Here is a 17,969-nt window from a genome sequence, read left to right on the forward strand (position 1 = left end):
TCCTGATGCTGAAAAGTGGAATCCTCAACCTGTATCCCGAGGGTCTTCACCGCCATGACGCTGCAATTGATCAATGCAGCCGCATCTGCGAAAAAGATCCAGATACATCATCAGTTCTTCATAAGAAGAAATACCCAGTTTCCGGTAAATATTTCCATTGTGTTTTTTTACTGTGCTCATACTGATGCAGGCAGCGGCAGGAATTTGGGAAACTTTGTAGCCGTTCATGTAATACTGAAAGATATTGTATTCGGCGTGTGTCAGTGTTTTCACGTGATCCGCAAAATGCTTCAGAAGTTCCTCCATATCCCTGGGAAGCTCGCCAGCTTCACCGCCATTTTCTTTGCTGGCAAGATAGCTGCACAGCTCTTCCAACTCTGTAAATTTGTATTTGTTTTCGTCTGGATGCCGGCCTTTCTGGATCTCCTGGAAACTCTGTACAATCGGCCTTACAAATTTATTGGAAAGCTGCCAGGCGATGATGATCAGAATCATGAGTGAAGCACTGAGAACACTGATAATCCAGATATTGTGCTTATAAATATACTGATCACAACTGTGACGTGGAATCAGGACTGCCAAAACCCACTGCTGGCCATCATAACCGGGAATCTCCAGACTCTTCTGCAGACCGTAATATTCATCCTCTGCTGTTCGATATGTATAGTAATTGGCATTTTTCCGCACAACTGACAGACTTTCTTCGTTATCGAGCCAGGTGCCTTCTGTGTTTCCCGTCATGCCTTGATCCAGCCTCAGGATATTGTTCTGATAAGGACTAAACACGCTCACCATAGTTCCGAAAGAACTCTCAATTGCAGGATACTGCCGAAAATGTGCCGCATTCAGTTCAATGCCACAGGAGCCAAGAAATTCACCTGCATCACTGTAGATCGGCACAAGCAGAAGGATCACATCATCCCAAGTATTTCTCAGATCCATGCGGCTGATCCAGTAATATTCAGATTTCGACACGCCATTAACCAGATCCTGATACCCGGGGATCCCTTCTGTGCACAGTTCCATATTCCATCGACTATGCAGACCAAGATTGTTTTCTCTTGCCAGTATCATATTGCCGCGAAATAAGGTAATTTCCGGATTCAGAGTAACACCGCTGCCGATATTGGCAAGGCGCAGATAGACGCCGCATCGGGACAGATCAGCATCAGGAAGGCTGGTATTCACTGTTGCATTAACCAAGGCAAAAACACCGCTGCTGCGGCCAAGCTTGATCATTGTGCTGAGTTCTGTATACATCAGCTTCTGAATATTGATCAATTGTTCGGGATGATCATTCAGATCTGATACTGACATGCCTTCTGCTTCCAGATACCCTTCAATATCCCGTTTCAACTCACGGGAAAGCTGCAGGCCATACCCTGTATATGCTTCAATTTCTGCAGAGACCTGATTGGCTGTCAAGGTGACCTGGTTTTCCAATGCCTGCGCAATCTGCGGATCTGCCTGCAGATGAGCACCGATTGCACTTGACAGCACCAGAAATACACCCAGCGCTGAAAGGATGAAAAAGATCAGATATTTCATCAGCTTTCTGTGCATCGTTACCTGATGTGTCTGGATGACATGCAGAAATCTCCCTGTTTCTTTCCATATATCTGTCATCATGATCACCCGCTTTCCTGCTGAGGCAGTGAGACCTCAAGATTCATCATTGCCTGACTCTTCAATGCCTTTACATCTCTTTCGCCATTTTTCCAGGAAGTATTCGCCATCCGCAGCTTACTGCGCACATTCTTTTCAAAGGACTGTTCCAGCTCCAGATAGTTTGTCATCTGCGGAGCTGTATAGAATGTGTATTCTTTCTGGGTCTGCAGATACGCCTCATACAGGCTTCTGTATTTATCATCTTTCAGGTTGCCAATGTAATCCGGCAGAAGATCAAACGCTTCGGTTGTTACCGGCATGTAGCCAAGGCTTGTCACAAAGCGGTTATTGATCTGTGGATTTGTAAGCCACTTCACAAAAGCAACAGCCTTCTTTTCTTTCTCCGGAGTTGACTTCACGGCACAGATCCCTGCTCCTCTCTGGATCACCAGTTTCTGGCCATCCGTAAAGTACGGAACCGGTCTGGCAATGATTTCAATTGGCTCTGATCGATTATCCGCATATGTCACAATGTTCTCATAGTAAAGAACGCTGGCAGATGATGCCACGCTGACAATCGCATCAGCGGTGCGAAGAGGTTCTGTCGCATATCCATCCTGCAGCCATACCCCGCCCTGCACAGCCGCATCCGCATATGGTTCCCAGACTTTTGAAAAGGCATCACCGAAATACACACTGTCATTTACAAAGAAATCCTTTCCAAGAGACTTCACACCTGTCTGAAAATAGTTGAAATGATAGTCATGGACGAAAAATGCTTTGCCATCATGCGGTATATCCGGCGTCTGTGCATCTGTCCACTGATAATAATTTTTTGATAAAGCAAACAATCCTTCCCATGTATTGAGCTGATCAATCATTGCCCCTGTATCTTCAGCAAAACGATCAAACAGAGTTTTATTAATAAACATGATTTCCGTTGATTTGGCCGTTGGAAAGACAACAAGACGATGATCAATCTCACCTTCCTCAAGGAATGACGGGATATAGGCAGAAAGTTCATCATCATGAAAATAATCCTTGAAATCGATCAGAGTTTCCGGGTTATCCATTGCCAGGACTGTCTTGGGATAGGAAACAAACAAATCGGGAAGATTGCCACTGCCTGGTTCCCCTTTGGCTGCGCGCAGTACTGCTTCATGAACGCTATTGGTATTCGAGACCATTGTCACTTCTATTTTGATGCCTTTCTCAGCCCCGACCGTTTCATTAAATTCATCAACCAGATCATTCAGGGGAGAGTCGGTCTGCTCACCATAGACATGCCAGAGTGTCAGGGTAACGGGATCTGCTTTTGTGATGACTGTTCCGCATCCTGTCAGTGTGACGACGCCCGCCAGCAAAACTATTATCGTGATATACAACCAGGGTTGGTTTCTTTTCATTGTTTTTCCCCTTTCAATGTATTGATCACAGAGGATTTTCACGAATCTCAAAATGCCATGTTGCCTGGACGCTTACCCCCTTCATGCAAAATGTCTTTCAAAGCAATCATCACTGGCATCTCATCCAATCGATCAAATTCAATAAACCGCCTGAACTATCAATCATGTCAGAAGAGCATTGCTATTTACATCTTATTTGTATCAAAACCATGGAAATTTGTCCCCCGTAAAAATACGGGCTTTCTTATGATTAAGATTTCTATGCATCCTTCATATATGTCTTGAAAACGGAATTGCGGGAAATATTTTTTGCAATGAAAGACATATTGCACAGTGGGAACACCTGGCAGACATAATATATGGACAAATGGAAAAAGTGATGATGCGATGATGATTTCGGATCATAAGAAAACTGAGAGTACTTTAAAGAATGTTCTTCAGCTGGCAATAGCTGTTTCTTTGGATGCGGTGAGCCTAATTGTACTTATTGCTGATGATACTGAGAAAAAATCATCCACTTTCTGAAGCATTATGATGCATGCATCATAAGCAAGGCTGCGTTTTGTCTTCGCACGAATATAATTCCTTTGTAAGTCTCTGCAATTTTTCATTGCACTGAGAAACATGTTAGAATAGAGCGGTCAAAAGAAGAGGTTATTGAGTATGTTGACAAGAAACAGGAAGAAGAGAAACATGGCAGCCGAACCGGATGGCATGGCAAATACACAGCGTTCTGCCAGCAAGCGGAAATATATGCGGCGGCAGAAGCGGATGCGGGTATGGACCGCTGTATTCTGTGTGATTCTTGCCATCTACGTAGCGATCGGCGTCACGGGTGCTGCTGTTGTGCAGTATATGACCCGCGATATGCCAACTCTGGATATCAATGACTTTGTCGGTGATGAAAGCAGCCGTGTCTATGATGCCAATGGCAACCTGCTCATTGAACTTGGCACCTATTTCCGTGAAAATGTCAGCTATGATAAAATGCCGGAATCACTGGTGGATGCGTTCCTTTCTATTGAAGACTCCCGCTTCTTTGAGCACAATGGCTTCGATATCCCGCGTTTTACTTCCAGTGCCATTCACAATGTGCTTTCTGGTGATCTGACTGGTCAGGGTGGTTCCACCTTTACCATGCAGCTGGTGAAGAACAGCTACTTCTCCGTAGATAACGGCGATGCCAGCACAAGCTATTCAGCCGGCAAAGGCATCAAGTACAAGATCCAGCAGATCATGCTGTCACTGCAGCTTGAACAGAAGCTTGATAAGAAAACAATTTTTGAGCTGTATGTCAACCGTCTGAACTTTGGCAATAACATCCGCGGCTGTGAGATGGCTGCACGCTATTATTTCGGCAAGGATGTCTGGGAGCTTAACCTTTCCGAGTCCGCTATGCTGGCCGGCATTGTCAACCTGCCGAACTATTACAATCCGTATGCCCATCTGGATTATGCAACACAGCGGCGTGACCAGGTGCTGTACATGATGCTGTACCATGGCTATATCACCGAAGAAGAATACAAGCTTGCCACCTCGATCAAGGTTGAAGATGAACTTGTCGGTGAATATGCCGATATCAAGGAATCCAACACGAAGTATCAGGAATACATCGATGTTGCCCTGGAAGAAGCCGTGCAAATGACAGGCTATGATCCGGTATCCAAGGGCATGGATATCTATACTGCCATGAATCCGGATATTCAGGACAAGATCATTGATATTGAAGCAGGCAACTCTATAACGTATGCGGATGATCTGATGCAGACGGCAATCATGACGATCGATCATACATCTGGTGAGATTGTGGGTATTGGCGGCGGCCGCAATTATACGGCAAGCGGCGGTTCCCGCCTGCTCAACCGTGCAACAGATATGTACAAGCAGCCTGGTTCCACGGCGAAACCGGTCATCCCATATGCCCTGGCCTTTGAGTATCTGGGATTCTCACTGGATGAACAGGTTATTGATATACGGTACTCCTATCCGAATGAAAACCGGATTATCTCCGACTATGACGGCAGATATCTTGGTGTTATTTCGATCAAGGATGCCCTGGCGGATTCCCGCAACATTCCTGCGATCATGACCCTTGGCCTTGTCACTGACAAGATCGGCAAGGAACAGGTCATCTCCTATATGCAGGCAATTGGCTATGACAGTATGACAACAGACAATTATCATCTGTCTATTGCCATTGGTGCCAACGACTTTACGGCAACAGTGGAACAGATGTGCGGTGCCCATGCGATGCTGATGAATCTGGGTGTCTATAACAAGCCGCATACGATCACTCGTATTGTAATGACCAACAATGATACGTATTATCCGGAAGGACAGAATCAGCGTGTATTGTCGAGCGGCAGTGCCTATCTTGTAACCCAGCTGCTGGCAAACGACGTCACCCAGACCAAGTATGGTACGTATATGTCAATCCTCAAGCGCAGCTGGCCGGTATATGCAAAGACCGGCACAACCGACTGGGATTCTTCTGGTGCACAGTATGGTATTCCAAGCGGTGTTGCCAAGGATGAATGGATGATTGCCTCCAATGGCAAATACACCAATGCGGTATGGATGGGCTATGATCAGGCTGTGGCTGGTGAAAATACTTACCTTGCCCAGTGGAAACTGGCTCTGAATATTCCAGGCAACATCAACAGCCAGCTGATTGATCTGGAAGCTTCGATTACCGATGATGCCACCTCAGCTGTACAGAAACCGGATGATCTGACTGAAGTATCTTACGTAAAGGGTACATGGCCGCATGTCAATGTCGGCAAGACCAGCGGCACTACTGTTACCTCTACTGTTTCCAATACCGGTCTTGCCAATACCCCGCAGGTTGACAGTATGAGTGATTCCTACCGTATCACTGCCAAGGGATATATCAAGGGATCCACCAGTACGGCAACAGCAGAAGCAACTGCCACCCCTTCTGCTGAGACTGAGGAAAAGACAGAAACGAACAATTCGCAGACGACCAATAACAATCAGACAACAAATCAGACCAATAACAATGCCAATGCCAATAACGGCAATACGACGGATAGTGGCAATGCCGGCAATACTACCGACAATAACAGTAATAACAATAACAGTGGTAACAGTACGGATAATTCCGGCGGTGATAATACCGGTGGAAATACAGGTGACAGTACCACTTCCGGCGGTGAAACAAGCGGTGGAAACAATGATGATACCGGTCAGGGCAGCAATACCTCTGGCGGTGGTCAGTGATCTGATGCAAAAGAAGCAGAGAAATCTGCTTTTTTGTTTGGAAATAAAAATGGAAGATATTTCATCTTCCACTTGCTGACTTGATTATCTTTGCTCTTCGGATTTGAGATCCCGATGCATCAATGCTGTGATTTCCTGATCAGGAATACCATTTTCATACAGGACATGGTAGACCGCTGTGGTAATCGGCATATCGATGTGTCTTTCTTTTGCCTCTTCATAGACAATACGGCACGCTGACAGGCCTTCCACAGTCTTGGTATTGGTCTTCATGAAGTGATCAGCACTATTTTCAATGCCGATCTGATAACCAGCCATGAAATTGCGGGAAAGTCTGGATGTGCATGTGACAATCAGATCCCCTACCCCATCCAGACCAAGGAAAGTCTCAGGATGCGCACCGAAGGCAACGCCATAGCGCTCCATCTCAGCCAGTCCTCTTGTCATCAGGGCAGCCCTGGCATTGTCTCCCTGTCCAATACCTTCCAGAATACCAGACGCAATGGCCATGATGTTCTTTAAGGCAGCACCGATTTCCGTGCCAATGACATCTGTATTGCGGTATACACGGAAATAATCATTGGAAAACAACTGCTGGATGATTCTGGCCGCTCCTTCGTCTTCACTGACGGCATTGATGGCTGTCAGCTTGCGCTGAATCACTTCTTCGGCATGGCTTGGTCCGATCAATGATACGATGGCTTTGACATACTGTGCAGGCATGATGCGGCGGATGAAGACGCTCATGCGCTCATGCGTAACCGGATGGAAACCCTTGGCCACATTGATTACGATCACTGGATGATCCAGACAGGCAATTGCCTGGTTCAGCACGGTTTCAATGGCACTTGTTGGCACAGCTGCTAACAGCAGATCTGCATCCTGTATGCAATGCATATCCGTACTGGCTGTCAGACTCGGATTCAAAGGATCCGGAAACGCCTTCATGTTATGATGATTGAGATTAATGTCATCTGTTTCCTGCTGATTTCTGCCCCACAGCACTGTTTCATTTCCATTGTCAGCCAGTACCTGAGCCAGAGCGGTTCCCCAGCTGCCAGTACCAAGTACAGCCGCTTTCATTCACTGACCTTCTTTCTGGCGATGATTCTGATCGGCGTTCCTTCCAGATCAAAGGCATGCCGCAGCGCATTCTCCAGGAATCTCTGGTATGTGAAGTGCATAAGTTTCGGATCGTTGCAGCTGAGCACAAAGGTTGGCGGTGCAGCCGCCACCTGGGTGGCATAGTAGATACGGAAACGCTTGCCGTTGCGGGCCGGGGCAGGATTGGTTACCTGCGTATCAGCAATGACCTGGTTGAGAACATTGGTAGCAATACGGCGGTTGGCGTTTTCATAAACATGATCAACAATCGGGATAATCTGGTTTGTACGCTGGCCGGTTTTTGCAGAGACAAAAATGATTGGTGCATACGCGAGATACACAAATTCTTTGCGTACTTTTTCTGTGAATGCATTCATGGACTTGTCATCTTTCTCGACGGCATCCCACTTGTTGACGACGATAATGACCGGCTTGCCGGCTTCGCTTGCATAGCCAGCCACATGTTTGTCCTGCTCACGGATACCAGCTTCTCCATCGATCAGAAACAGGGCAACATCACAGTTCTCAATAGCTTTCATCGCCCGCATGACACTGTACTTCTCAACGGACTCCCATACTTTGCCGCGCTTGCGGATACCTGCAGTATCAACGATGACATACGGTCTGCCGTCAAAGACAAATGGTGTATCAACGGCATCGCGGGTTGTTCCCTGCACATTGGAAACAATGGAGCGTTCCTGGTGGAGCAGACGGTTGACGAGAGATGATTTGCCGACATTTGGCTGGCCGATGACCGCAATACGGATGCCGGGAAGATCTTCCTTTTCCTTTTCGGTCGGCATCTTGGCCATGCAGGCATCCAGCAGATCGCCGATGCCAATGCCATGAACACCGGATACAGCAATCGGGTCACCCAGGCCCAGCTCATAGAATTCATAGATATTGAGCAGCCGTGACTCATCATCAATCTGGTTGACAGCCAGTACAATCGGTTTGTGGCTGCGCTGCAGGATACCGGCAATGTAGCGGTCATCATCCGTGATGCCATGTTTGCCATCAGTAACCATGATAATGACATCTGCTTCTTCAATAGCAATCTGTACCTGTGCACGGATTTCTGTCTGATACGGCTGGTCTTCCATCTGGATTCCGCCGGTATCAATCAGCTGGAAATGATGGCCGGTCCAGTCACCTGTGGCATAAATCCTGTCTCTGGTAACACCCGGAACATCTTCTACAATGGATACCCTGTTGCCGGCAATCCGGTTGAAGATCGTCGACTTACCGACATTTGGTCTTCCGACAATTGCGATCACGCCGCTCATGCCTGTTTCTCCTTTGCAAAGTATGCTTCTACAAGACGGTATACAGCATCAGCACTCTCATCAAAGGACAGATCAGAAGTATCAATTTCCACAGCATCTGCTGCTTTGACAAGCGGTGATTCTTTGCGAGTTGTATCCTGCTTGTCGCGTTCCGCGATCTCAGCCGCAATCTGCTCAACGCTTTCTACCTGCAGTCCCTTTTCTTTGTCCTGCAGATAGCGCCGGCGTGCTCTTGCCATCGGACTGGCTGTCAGGAACACCTTGACTTCGGCATCAGGCAGGACCACGGTACCGATATCTCTGCCATCCATGATGAACCCCTTGGCAGCTGCCATGACCTGCTGGCGTTTGACCAGATCCTGACGGACTCTCTTCAGCTTGGAAACGCGGCTGGCAGCAAGGGAAATATCCTCATGGCGGATTTCTTCACTCACATCCTTACCATCCAGAAAAACCTTTCCTTCCGGTGTCAGAACAATCTCTGTATGGGCAAGCATATCGGCAATCTGATTTTCATCATCCAGATTGAGGTGCTGCTGCAGGGCTTTGCAGGCAGTGCAGCGGTACATTGCTCCGGTATCGAGATGGACATAATGCAGTTTTGCGGCAAGTGTATTGGCAATGGTACTCTTGCCGGCAGCACTCGGGCCATCGATGGCGATATTGATTTTCTCCATGTTTACGCTCCTTTCCTGCTCAGAAAAATCCAATAAATGACAATCAGCAGCACAATGATCAAAGCAATGATCAATACAACCAGCACAATATTGAGAATCTGGTTGGTATGGCGCATCTTGTCAGAAACTTCAGACAGGTTGTCTTCATAATCATCCAGCTGTGCACGCATCTGGGTTGTTTCATTCAGCAGCTGCTGGCGGGTTGTCCGCTCCAGTTCCATACGGCGGTTGAATTCACCCGTGCTCATGACATGATGCCCATCCTGATCAAGATCCGGCACTTCTTCATTACTCACCTGTTCCTGCTGCTGATAGGATGGTGCCTTCTGGAGTACCTTCTGTTTCTTTGACGGTGTATCATCATCCACCAGTCCCCTGACTGTCGAGGCAATATCACGGGCGTTGTCCGGCGCACTGGGTGCTTCATCTTCCTCCCGGTAGGCATTCGGTGTCACATTCTGATTGATGAACGGCACCTGCGTTGTTCTTCTGGCATTGCGGGAAGTTTCACGACCCTGAAAAGGACGGTCCACAGCTGGTGCAGGCTGTTCCTTCTTCAGACGGTCAAGAATATTAACTTCCGTATTTTCAGATACCGCATTGCCCTGGGCAATGTTGTACTGTTTGACTTCATTGATATAGCGGTCCAGATAGTCATTGGCAAAAGCCGGTTCATCCTGAGAATCATCATGCTCAAAATGCAGGCTGTCACTGTCATTCGTCTGCACCTGTGCGCGCTGATCGTCCACTCGCGGACTCTGGTAGGCAGTCCTTCTGACATGAATCGGATCATGATCATTGGCTGTATCCGGCACATCCGACGGCGGGGCAAAATTATTGCTGTCAATCTGGTTCAGACGATCCTGAAAACGATGAAGATCCCTCGTCTCGATCTCCTGTCCAACATCATTCTGCAAACTTTCCCGCAGATCTTTATATTTTTCTGTCCGTGATAATTTTGCCATATACTTTCTCCACAAATTACACCGCTAACCATTATAGCATAGACCCCTGCTGTCATTGTGCAGGGATCCGATCATATATACCGATCTTTCCAACAAAAAAGCGGTCTTTTCATAAGACCGCAGTGTCTGTACGTGATGGCTTATCAGCGGTGCAGCAGTGGTGAAACGTGCTTATAGAGCACGCCTGTGATCACACTGATCACAGCACCCTTAAACAGGTTGAATGGCACAACACTGAAGATGATCAATGTGCCAAGGCTGTTAATTGCAGGATTGACGGCAGCACCCATCTGCAGGATGGCATCCAGCGGGAAATTTGCCAGTGTCACATAAGCCGGAATCAGTACAAAATAGTTTAGTACAGCACCGGCCACAGCCATGCATACGGTACCAACAGCCATGCCGATGATGGCATTCTTCTTTGTCTTATGGCGCTTGTAGATGATCGCTGCAGGTATGCAGAGTGCACTGCCGATCAGAAAGTTGGCAAGTTCACCAACACCCATTGTGATGGTACCGTTGAACAGCAGATTCAGCACAATTTTAACAGCTTCAATCAATGCACCGGCGACCGGTCCCATGGCAAATGCGCCCAGCAGGACTGCAATCTCAGAAAAATCAAACTTGTAGAATGATGGTGCAAATGGCAGCGGGAATTCAAACAGCATAAGAACAGTTGCAATCGCGCTAAGAATGGCGATCTTGGCAATGTTCTTAGTGGTCAGAACGGACCGTGCGGATGCTTTTTCACTGATACTTGTTTTTGATACTGACATGGTTTTCCTCCTCTGCCCCACTAAAAAAGGGGGTCTTTCAGATAAAAACCTCCGGGTATACCTATAAAAGATGTTCACTCTTTCATCCAGACTTTACTGTCGCCATCGGAATTTCACCGATTCGGTTCCTGCCTCAGCAGGAAGTCGCGGGGTTTACCGCCGGTCAGGAATTTCACCCTGCCCTGAGTTTTATCAACCAAATTATAACGGAATGCAAAGAGAATGCAACAAATTTTCCTCATGCATAGATTTCCAGCAGCAGTTCAATCAAAGAATGCTCAGCAGCACCAAACCACTTGTAAATCATATACAGAGCAATCATCATACAGACTGTTGTTACAATGGACTGTGTCTCTACCCTTGCACTGGTGCTTTCGGCAATGACATGATTTTTCAGGAAAACGCCGTACAGAACAACGCCGATCATGATGATGATGCCGACTTCCGGACTCTTCAAAGAAATCAGCCCCGCCACAAGGAACGCGGCTGATTCAGAAAGCCAGCCCATTGTACCAATGGCAAAGATCCGGGTTACCGTAATCTTTTCATGGCGGAAGATAGAGACAAAGACATTGATCAGATAACCGATGCTTTCTGCCAGTACAAAGATCACCAGTAGCCTGAAAGCAATCTCGGCTGTATGTGTAAAGTTCAGGCGCAGATAGCTGAAATTCTGTGTATCCACGATCTTCTTGAAACCAATGGCAAGGAATGCGGACGCAATCAGCCATTTGATGATCATTCTGCCAAGGCTTGCCAGAAATGGCGAAGGAATCTCCTCATAGGCTTCATTCTCCATACAAGCATATGGATGCAGCAGCAGTTCCGAGAAAGAATAATGATGCCGTCTGACAATGGCACTGACCTCTGCATCGCGGGCCTGTTCCACCCGTGCATGGCGGGCTGCCATTTTCTCTTTGAAAGAAGGCTTTTCTTTCTTTTCAGGCTTTGCATGTTCCGTCAGAATATCGAAATTCTCATGCTTGACGGAGGAATCTGCCTGCATCGTTTTTACCTCTGGTGCCTGTTCACTTACATGCAGTGTATCTTTGACAAGCACCGAAACCGTATTTCTGGTTTTGGAATGGTATGGGATATGGCGGGCAGCCGGGGCATGGTGAAAACGGTCGGAAGGCAGAGCGGTTCTTTTGTGATAGTAGCGAAGAGATGGTTTCACGATAGTCTCCTTTGTATCAAAAATGTGCCATATCAGCACATTTTGTATTTTCATGTCAATCAAAAGTGTGCCAGGAAAACAGCCTGACGTGTGAATCATCTTAATTTTATTTGATTGGCATAGCCTGTCAACTGCAAACCAGGATCTTAATCAACTGTCTGCATCCATCCGTTCTGCATGAAAATCAAACACCCTTCCCGTCTGTTCATCATACACAATTGTCATTGCCTCACGCACCGGCCAGGAAATTGTGGCATAGGCAGTTCCAGATGCCAGTTCCATGTCAAAAATCGTATTTTCAGAAGAAGAAATGGATACTGTATCTGTACACAGGGCACATTTCAGTGCCTGGATGACCTGCATTTCCGCAATCTGGTATTTTTGTGCTTTTTCCAGGAAAAGAATGGACGCAAAGCGCTGCTGCATCATGGCAGCAAAAGCAGCGCAAACCGTGACGGCAAGCAGAAAAACACTCAGAAAATACACCGAGACATTACCGTGCACTGTATGCAGCCGCAGCCTGATATGTTTCATTTCCGCGCTGGTAGTATACATAGATCACCTCCTGTTCCATGCCAAATGAGAGTGCATCAATGTCATTGAGAAAGATCTGGGTGCCAGGCTGCAGGATCATGCGGTTATTGCGCAGCACAAGCTGACAGTCTCTTCCCTGGTATTGAAAATACAATGTATCATTGCGGCATTCCAGATCATAGGAAAGCATCAGAATTCTTCGCAGCTGCTGCAGGGCAATCTCATCCTGGATACTTTCATCAAATGCGGTCAGCTGAGGCAGTATCCAAAGACATGCCGTCACCGCAGGCAGCAGCATCACACTGATCAGGATCGTCAGCAATGCATCCCCTAAGGCGAAGCCGTGGCTTGACACGTTTCTTCACATCCTTTCATCTGTCCCAGGGCATCCTCGAAGTGCTCGGCCATCTGCTGCCGTTTCTGCTTAATATCCTGACTGCCTGCTGTGTGCAGTGCAGCGGCACCATACACAACAAGACAAAGCATTGCAGTAATCAGAACGGCAATCAGCGCCTCACTTAGCAGAAAGCCATTACGGTGTAACAAGACGGCCGCCTCCCAGCTCAATGATGATCTTCTTTCCACCCGGATATACAGTCTGTGCCCTTTTGACATTGCCTTTTTCATTGAAGTAAATCACGGGAAGTTTTCCAAATGAATCAACATATTCCTGATTCTCTGCCAGAGCCATTGCCCTTGCCTGCATCTGCAGATAGCCGCCTGGCCACAGAAAGCGCTGGATCATTTCCTGTTCAGAAAGAACGGGCAGACTCATACTGGCAAACACGCCAAGACACAGAATCACAATCATCATTTCAAGCAGTGTAAAGCCATGTTTATTCAATGTGCGCGGTACCATCATAGATCGTCAGGCTCTTTTCGTTATGATCGCATGTTGTCTGATTTTCGCTTAATAGGCCGGCAGAAACAAGATCAGATACGCTTCCCGGGTACTGGTCAAATTTCATTTTGTATTCCAGTATGGCGGCATCTGCCACCTTTTCAATTGCCCGGCAGCCCTTGTCATTGACAATGCCAAGAGTTGTTTTGATATTGGGAACAGTCAGCAGAAATAAAACGGAAATGATGACAATGACAACTGTCATTTCCAGAAGTGTGAATCCTTTGTGGTTGTTCTTTTTCATAGTCTTTCCTTTCAGATGCCGATCTGCTGCATCATTGCCATCGGCATTAGCAATATACGGTACGCAAAGATGATGACAAGTCCTACTGCCAGGTAACAGACTGCCTGAACGCCATGGGTGAAATGGTCAATCTGATGCCTGGTGCGCATCAGACTCATCTGCAGATAGCCGGTCAGGATGCCGGCAGTATCTTCAGCATAAACTGCTGTCTGGAAAAAGGCGGCCAGTGCGCTTTCAAGATACGGAGACACGACGGCCCGGCTCAGTGATTCTCCCTTCTGGAAAGAATGGTCCAGCTCACTGGCAAGAAATGCAATCAAAGGCCGCTGATTCATTCGTGAAAGAATCTGAAGTGACTGCCTGGTACTGATCTGTCTGCGCACACATTCCTGAAAGAAACGGGTAAACTGCGTCGATGCCAGCTGCACAGGAAGATTGTTGGGAAAGTGCAGGGCTGCAAAACGATATGCTTTGACGATATTTGTTTGTCTGGTGCACAGCCACAGGATGGCTGTGAAAACAAGAACCGCCGCAAACAGGCCTCTTGCAAACCATGCCATCAGTGATGCCAGCACAGCCACATTGCCGGATGAAACATTGACAGCTGTTACCATATTGAGCATGGTGGGCAGCACAGTTCTTTCAAACAGGAAGATGCCGCCTGCCATTCCTGACATTAACATGCATGGATACAGCAGTCCTTTTTCAATGATGGCAAGATGTTCCTTCTCCTGGGCAGTGATGGCAATGGCAAGCTGCAGACTGTCCAGAAAAGGAAGATATGCCAGGAAATCACGTAGGAAGCTTTGATAGCTGGATGGCATATACTGCCCGAGAAACGTCTCAGCCAGCTCGCCATTGTCCAGGTGAGCACGGATGGCATCAAAACATGATTTGTTGGCAGGTGTCTGCAGAATATGCATTGTTTCTTCCAGGGAAAAGCCGCTGTCCATCAGAACGGCAGCAGCCTTGATATCCTGCTCAGAAAGTGAAATCCGCCGCCGCAGCCATTTTTTCAATAATGCCGTTTGCGGCCGCAAAGGATGCTTTGGCAGACAACGGGATGAAGTCTTCACTTGTTTCTTTGTTGGCAAACCAGTAGTCCACCTCCTTTCTGTCCATAATTTCATAAATGCCGGTCATACCCTGGCTGCATGGGTACAGCCGCTGGTTGGATATGCCGCCAAGCACGTCCTTCAGCTGGTAATCTTTGACGCCAAGATCCAATAACCGCAGTATTGCCGAAGTGCAGCTTGAAGCATGCAGTGAGGTCAGTACCAGATGACCCGTCAAGGCACAGCGCACTGCCATCACTGCTGCCTCAGAATCTCTGATTTCGCCAATCATGATAATGTCGGGATCATGGCGCATCAGCTGCTTGATGCCTTCGGCATAGGACATGTGCTGCCTGTCATTGATCTGCAGCTGTACATACGCAGGATTAATCACTTCCACGGGATCTTCCAGGGTATAGATTTTTCTTCCGGAAACACTGTTCAGCAGGGTATAGAGCGAGGTTGTCTTACCAGATCCGGTAGGTCCTGATAAAACAAACAATCCGGTGCGGTGTTGAAGAATGTCATGCAGAAAGCCCTGTGCCTGTCTGTCCCGGGTCAGATCATCAATCTGCAATCTGGAAGAATGATTCAGGATGCGCAATACACCGCTGGTCAGCCTGTAACTTGTCACAAGTGCAAAGCGCAGTGACAGTACGGTCCCATCCACTTCTTCCTCAAAGGAGCCCGTCTGCGGTACAGAAACCCGGGACAGATCAAGGTTGGCACGATACATCAGATAATGAAACAGGCGCAGATCATCATCCTGCGGCTTCAGTTGTTCCATGGTGCCATGCACACGCATCTCGATCGCTACTTCCCCCTTCTGGCTCAGCAAAGAAAAATGTATATCTGTTACCTGATAAGCCAGTGCAATTCTCAGCAGGTCCTGCAGTCTGTCTTCCATGTCTCTTCCTCCTTCATCTCTCTATGCCCCTGCAAAACCACATTTCCCTGAAGAAAATAAAAAAAACATCAGTTCAATGAACTGATGCCTGAAAACTCAGAAGTATTCCCGCAGGCAATCACCCGCCATAAACGGATTGGTATCTGCTTCCTGGCCAATGGTCGTAGCAGGTCCATGACCGGGATAGACTTTCAGATCTCTTGGCAGCTGTTTCAGAAAGCGCAGAGAAGCGGACATTTCCTCCTGACTGCCGCCAAAAAGATCGGTGCGCCCGCAGCTGCCGGCAAACAGCGTATCACCACTGAACAGGACATTGCGGTACTGGATACAGCAGCTGCCCTCTGTGTGGCCCGGCGTATGATAAATAATCAGATGGAATGTTCCAACATCCATTTCTTTCTGCATTGGCAGAATCTTACTATACACGGGTGAACAATATCCTGCCCTGGAAGCAGGATCTACCAGAGCAAGATCTCTTTGATCCATGAATACCGGACAGTGGTAAATATCCACAAGGTCGTCGACAGCACCCGTATGGTCTTCATGGCCATGTGTCAGCACAATGCCATCTGTCACTTCATCATCCCCGATTTCGGCCTGAATGCGTCTGGCATAGGCTCCGGGATCAGTCAAAAGCACATGGCCATGATCATGCAGCACATAACTGTTTTCACCATACAGTCCGATTGGAAGTGTTGTAATCTTCATACATTACCTAATAAAAATAACCTGATACCAGGTTATCTTATTTCTTCTCCTTGTGCAGAGTCATCTTGTTGCAGCGCGGGCAGTATTTTTTGATTTCCATTTTTTCTGTATGCTTACGCTTGTTTCTGGTTCCGATATAATTCTCTTCCCCACAGACTGAGCACTTGAAAGTAATATTCTCTCTTGCCATGGTTACCTCCTGATGTCTATTTGCGTTGGTATTATACCAGAATCATCATTCTTTTCCAACAATTTATGCAATAATGGGAGATGGAGGAAGCTATGAAGAGAACTGAAACAAGAAAAATCATGGTTGGCAATGTCCAGGTTGGTGGTCAGAACCGCTGCATCCTGCAGTCCATGACCAATGTGCCGGCCAAGGATATTGACGCAACAATCGCCCAGATCAATGAACTGGAAGAGCACGGCTGTGAAATCATCCGGATCGCCGTATTGGATGAAGACGATGCAAAGGCAATTCCGGCAATCAAGAAAGGCATTCACATTCCGCTGGTCGCAGATATTCATTTCAACTACCTGCTAGCTCTGGCTGCCCTGGATGGCGGTGTCGATGCAATCCGCATCAATCCTGGCAATATCGGCTCCCGTGAGCATACAGAAGCTGTAGTCAGAAAATGCAAGGAAAAGCATGTGCCGATCCGCATTGGCATCAATGGCGGTTCTCTGGAAAAACAGTTTCTGGAGAAATATGGCCTGTCTGCCGAGGCAATGATTGCCTCTGCTGACCGCCATGTCAAAATTCTGGAAGACATGGATTTCCATGACATCTGCCTGTCCTTTAAATCGAGCAATGTCGAACTGACCATTGCTGCCTATGAGCTTGCCGCAAAGCATTATCCATATCCTTTGCATCTTGGCGTGACCGAAGCCGGCGGTTTTACAGAAAGTGCAGTGAAATCTTCTGCCGCCCTGGGTACCCTGCTGCATGAAGGCATTGGCGACACCATCCGTGTATCTGTTTCAGCACCGCCGAAGGATGAGTTGATCATTGGCAAACAGCTGCTCAAATGCTTTGGCCTGATCAAGAATGTACCAGACCTGATTTCCTGCCCTACCTGTGGCCGAATCCAGTACGATATGCTGCCACTGGTGAAAGAGATGGAAGACTATCTTGGCACCATCCATGAAGACATCACCGTTGCGATCATGGGCTGCCCGGTCAATGGCATTCAGGAAGCCGGCCGTGCGGATATCGGCATTGCCGGTTCCTATAACTCAGGCATCCTGTTCCGCAATGGTGAAATCATCAGAACGGTTCCACAGGATAAGATCAAAGAAGCACTGATTGAAGAAATTCAGCGTTTCATTGCCGAGAAGAAACAAAAAAAGCAATCATAATCCATAACAGCCGAAGTATTCG

19 protein-coding genes and 1 riboswitch are annotated in these 17,969 nt (G+C 47.5%); of the genes, 2 read left to right on the plus strand and 17 right to left on the minus strand.

Going from position 1 to position 17,969, the window contains the following annotated elements:
• Positions 1-24 precede the first annotated feature (24 nt).
• On the minus strand, positions 25-1,629 hold the full coding sequence (locus MOZ60_RS03895) for a helix-turn-helix transcriptional regulator (RefSeq protein WP_370595716.1): 1,605 nt from the start codon (positions 1,627-1,629) through the stop codon (positions 25-27).
• A gap of 2 nt (positions 1,630-1,631) precedes the next feature.
• Positions 1,632-3,014, minus strand: a complete 1,383-nt coding sequence (locus tag MOZ60_RS03900; RefSeq protein ID WP_370595717.1) for an extracellular solute-binding protein — start codon at positions 3,012-3,014, stop codon at positions 1,632-1,634.
• A 663-nt stretch (positions 3,015-3,677) separates the two neighbouring features.
• Between MOZ60_RS03900 and MOZ60_RS03905 the strand changes: the two genes are divergently transcribed.
• Positions 3,678-6,254, plus strand: coding sequence for a transglycosylase domain-containing protein (locus MOZ60_RS03905; protein WP_370595718.1), 2,577 nt, complete (start codon positions 3,678-3,680; stop codon positions 6,252-6,254).
• 84 nt (positions 6,255-6,338) lie between these two features.
• Here MOZ60_RS03905 and MOZ60_RS03910 read toward each other — a convergent pair whose 3' ends face one another.
• The 15 genes from MOZ60_RS03910 to rpmG form a co-directional block, all read right to left on the minus strand.
• Positions 6,339-7,337, minus strand: a complete 999-nt coding sequence (locus MOZ60_RS03910; RefSeq protein WP_370595719.1) for an NAD(P)H-dependent glycerol-3-phosphate dehydrogenase — start codon at positions 7,335-7,337, stop codon at positions 6,339-6,341.
• Positions 7,334-8,644, minus strand: coding sequence for a ribosome biogenesis GTPase Der (gene der / locus MOZ60_RS03915; RefSeq protein ID WP_370595720.1), 1,311 nt, complete (start codon positions 8,642-8,644; stop codon positions 7,334-7,336). Before der ends, MOZ60_RS03910 begins: the two co-directional genes overlap by 4 nt.
• The gene (gene cmk / locus MOZ60_RS03920) at positions 8,641-9,321 is read right to left on the minus strand and encodes a (d)CMP kinase (RefSeq protein ID WP_370595721.1); all 681 of its coding nucleotides are present in this window, start codon (positions 9,319-9,321) and stop codon (positions 8,641-8,643) included. The genes der and cmk overlap by 4 nt, the downstream gene beginning before the upstream one ends.
• Positions 9,322-9,323: 2 nt before the next feature.
• On the minus strand, positions 9,324-10,286 hold the full coding sequence (locus tag MOZ60_RS03925) for a hypothetical protein (RefSeq protein WP_370595722.1): 963 nt from the start codon (positions 10,284-10,286) through the stop codon (positions 9,324-9,326).
• A 143-nt stretch (positions 10,287-10,429) separates the two neighbouring features.
• On the minus strand, positions 10,430-11,062 hold the full coding sequence (locus MOZ60_RS03930; RefSeq protein WP_370595723.1) for an ECF transporter S component: 633 nt from the start codon (positions 11,060-11,062) through the stop codon (positions 10,430-10,432).
• A gap of 70 nt (positions 11,063-11,132) precedes the next feature.
• Positions 11,133-11,256: riboswitch (FMN riboswitch) on the minus strand.
• Positions 11,257-11,300: 44 nt separating this feature from the next.
• Positions 11,301-12,239, minus strand: coding sequence for a hypothetical protein (locus tag MOZ60_RS03935; RefSeq protein ID WP_370595724.1), 939 nt, complete (start codon positions 12,237-12,239; stop codon positions 11,301-11,303).
• A 150-nt stretch (positions 12,240-12,389) separates the two neighbouring features.
• Complete coding sequence (locus MOZ60_RS03940) at positions 12,390-12,794, minus strand: hypothetical protein (protein WP_370595725.1); 405 nt, start codon at positions 12,792-12,794, stop codon at positions 12,390-12,392.
• Complete coding sequence (locus MOZ60_RS03945) at positions 12,733-13,128, minus strand: hypothetical protein (protein WP_277008178.1); 396 nt, start codon at positions 13,126-13,128, stop codon at positions 12,733-12,735. The genes MOZ60_RS03940 and MOZ60_RS03945 overlap by 62 nt, the downstream gene beginning before the upstream one ends.
• On the minus strand, positions 13,104-13,319 hold the full coding sequence (locus MOZ60_RS03950; RefSeq protein WP_108776134.1) for a hypothetical protein: 216 nt from the start codon (positions 13,317-13,319) through the stop codon (positions 13,104-13,106). Before MOZ60_RS03950 ends, MOZ60_RS03945 begins: the two co-directional genes overlap by 25 nt.
• Positions 13,306-13,635, minus strand: coding sequence for a pilus assembly FimT family protein (locus tag MOZ60_RS03955; RefSeq protein WP_370595726.1), 330 nt, complete (start codon positions 13,633-13,635; stop codon positions 13,306-13,308). Before MOZ60_RS03955 ends, MOZ60_RS03950 begins: the two co-directional genes overlap by 14 nt.
• The gene (gene comGC / locus MOZ60_RS03960; protein ID WP_108776132.1) at positions 13,610-13,918 is read right to left on the minus strand and encodes a competence type IV pilus major pilin ComGC; all 309 of its coding nucleotides are present in this window, start codon (positions 13,916-13,918) and stop codon (positions 13,610-13,612) included. The genes MOZ60_RS03955 and comGC overlap by 26 nt, the downstream gene beginning before the upstream one ends.
• 11 nt (positions 13,919-13,929) lie before the next feature.
• Positions 13,930-14,937, minus strand: a complete 1,008-nt coding sequence (locus tag MOZ60_RS03965) for a type II secretion system F family protein (RefSeq protein ID WP_370595727.1) — start codon at positions 14,935-14,937, stop codon at positions 13,930-13,932.
• Complete coding sequence (locus tag MOZ60_RS03970) at positions 14,900-15,880, minus strand: ATPase, T2SS/T4P/T4SS family (protein WP_370595728.1); 981 nt, start codon at positions 15,878-15,880, stop codon at positions 14,900-14,902. Before MOZ60_RS03970 ends, MOZ60_RS03965 begins: the two co-directional genes overlap by 38 nt.
• Before the next feature lie 96 nt (positions 15,881-15,976).
• Positions 15,977-16,588 (minus strand): MBL fold metallo-hydrolase, encoded by a 612-nt coding sequence (locus MOZ60_RS03975; protein WP_370595729.1) that lies wholly within the window; start codon positions 16,586-16,588, stop codon positions 15,977-15,979.
• Positions 16,589-16,625: 37 nt separating this feature from the next.
• A complete protein-coding gene (gene rpmG, locus MOZ60_RS03980) occupies positions 16,626-16,778 on the minus strand; it encodes a 50S ribosomal protein L33 (RefSeq protein WP_277008356.1) in 153 nt (50 codons plus the stop codon).
• 92 nt (positions 16,779-16,870) lie between these two features.
• Between rpmG and ispG the strand changes: the two genes are divergently transcribed.
• Complete coding sequence (gene ispG, locus MOZ60_RS03985; RefSeq protein WP_370595730.1) at positions 16,871-17,947, plus strand: flavodoxin-dependent (E)-4-hydroxy-3-methylbut-2-enyl-diphosphate synthase; 1,077 nt, start codon at positions 16,871-16,873, stop codon at positions 17,945-17,947.
• Positions 17,948-17,969 lie beyond the last annotated feature (22 nt).

The organism is Grylomicrobium aquisgranense (assembly GCF_033971865.1).
GTDB classification, from domain to species: domain Bacteria; phylum Bacillota_I; class Bacilli_A; order Erysipelotrichales; family Erysipelotrichaceae; genus Bulleidia; species Bulleidia massiliensis.

Bases quoted from the DNA above. Each gene is read 5' to 3' on its own strand.
- der (WP_370595720.1), bottom strand. From the start codon at position 8,644: ATGAGCGGCGTGATCGCAATTGTCGGAAGACCAAATGTCGGTAAGTCG.
- MOZ60_RS03970 (WP_370595728.1), bottom strand. From the start codon at position 15,880: ATGGAAGACAGACTGCAGGACCTGCTGAGAATTGCACTGGCTTATCAG.
- MOZ60_RS03930 (WP_370595723.1), bottom strand. From the start codon at position 11,062: ATGTCAGTATCAAAAACAAGTATCAGTGAAAAAGCATCCGCACGGTCC.
- rpmG (WP_277008356.1), bottom strand. From the start codon at position 16,778: ATGGCAAGAGAGAATATTACTTTCAAGTGCTCAGTCTGTGGGGAAGAG.
- MOZ60_RS03895 (WP_370595716.1), bottom strand. From the start codon at position 1,629: ATGATGACAGATATATGGAAAGAAACAGGGAGATTTCTGCATGTCATC.
- MOZ60_RS03910 (WP_370595719.1), bottom strand. From the start codon at position 7,337: ATGAAAGCGGCTGTACTTGGTACTGGCAGCTGGGGAACCGCTCTGGCT.
- MOZ60_RS03905 (WP_370595718.1), top strand. From the start codon at position 3,678: ATGTTGACAAGAAACAGGAAGAAGAGAAACATGGCAGCCGAACCGGAT.
- ispG (WP_370595730.1), top strand. From the start codon at position 16,871: ATGAAGAGAACTGAAACAAGAAAAATCATGGTTGGCAATGTCCAGGTT.
- comGC (WP_108776132.1), bottom strand. From the start codon at position 13,918: ATGAAAAAGAACAACCACAAAGGATTCACACTTCTGGAAATGACAGTT.
- MOZ60_RS03940 (WP_370595725.1), bottom strand. From the start codon at position 12,794: ATGTATACTACCAGCGCGGAAATGAAACATATCAGGCTGCGGCTGCAT.
- cmk (WP_370595721.1), bottom strand. From the start codon at position 9,321: ATGGAGAAAATCAATATCGCCATCGATGGCCCGAGTGCTGCCGGCAAG.
- MOZ60_RS03925 (WP_370595722.1), bottom strand. From the start codon at position 10,286: ATGGCAAAATTATCACGGACAGAAAAATATAAAGATCTGCGGGAAAGT.
- MOZ60_RS03975 (WP_370595729.1), bottom strand. From the start codon at position 16,588: ATGAAGATTACAACACTTCCAATCGGACTGTATGGTGAAAACAGTTAT.
- MOZ60_RS03900 (WP_370595717.1), bottom strand. From the start codon at position 3,014: ATGAAAAGAAACCAACCCTGGTTGTATATCACGATAATAGTTTTGCTG.
- MOZ60_RS03955 (WP_370595726.1), bottom strand. From the start codon at position 13,635: ATGATGGTACCGCGCACATTGAATAAACATGGCTTTACACTGCTTGAA.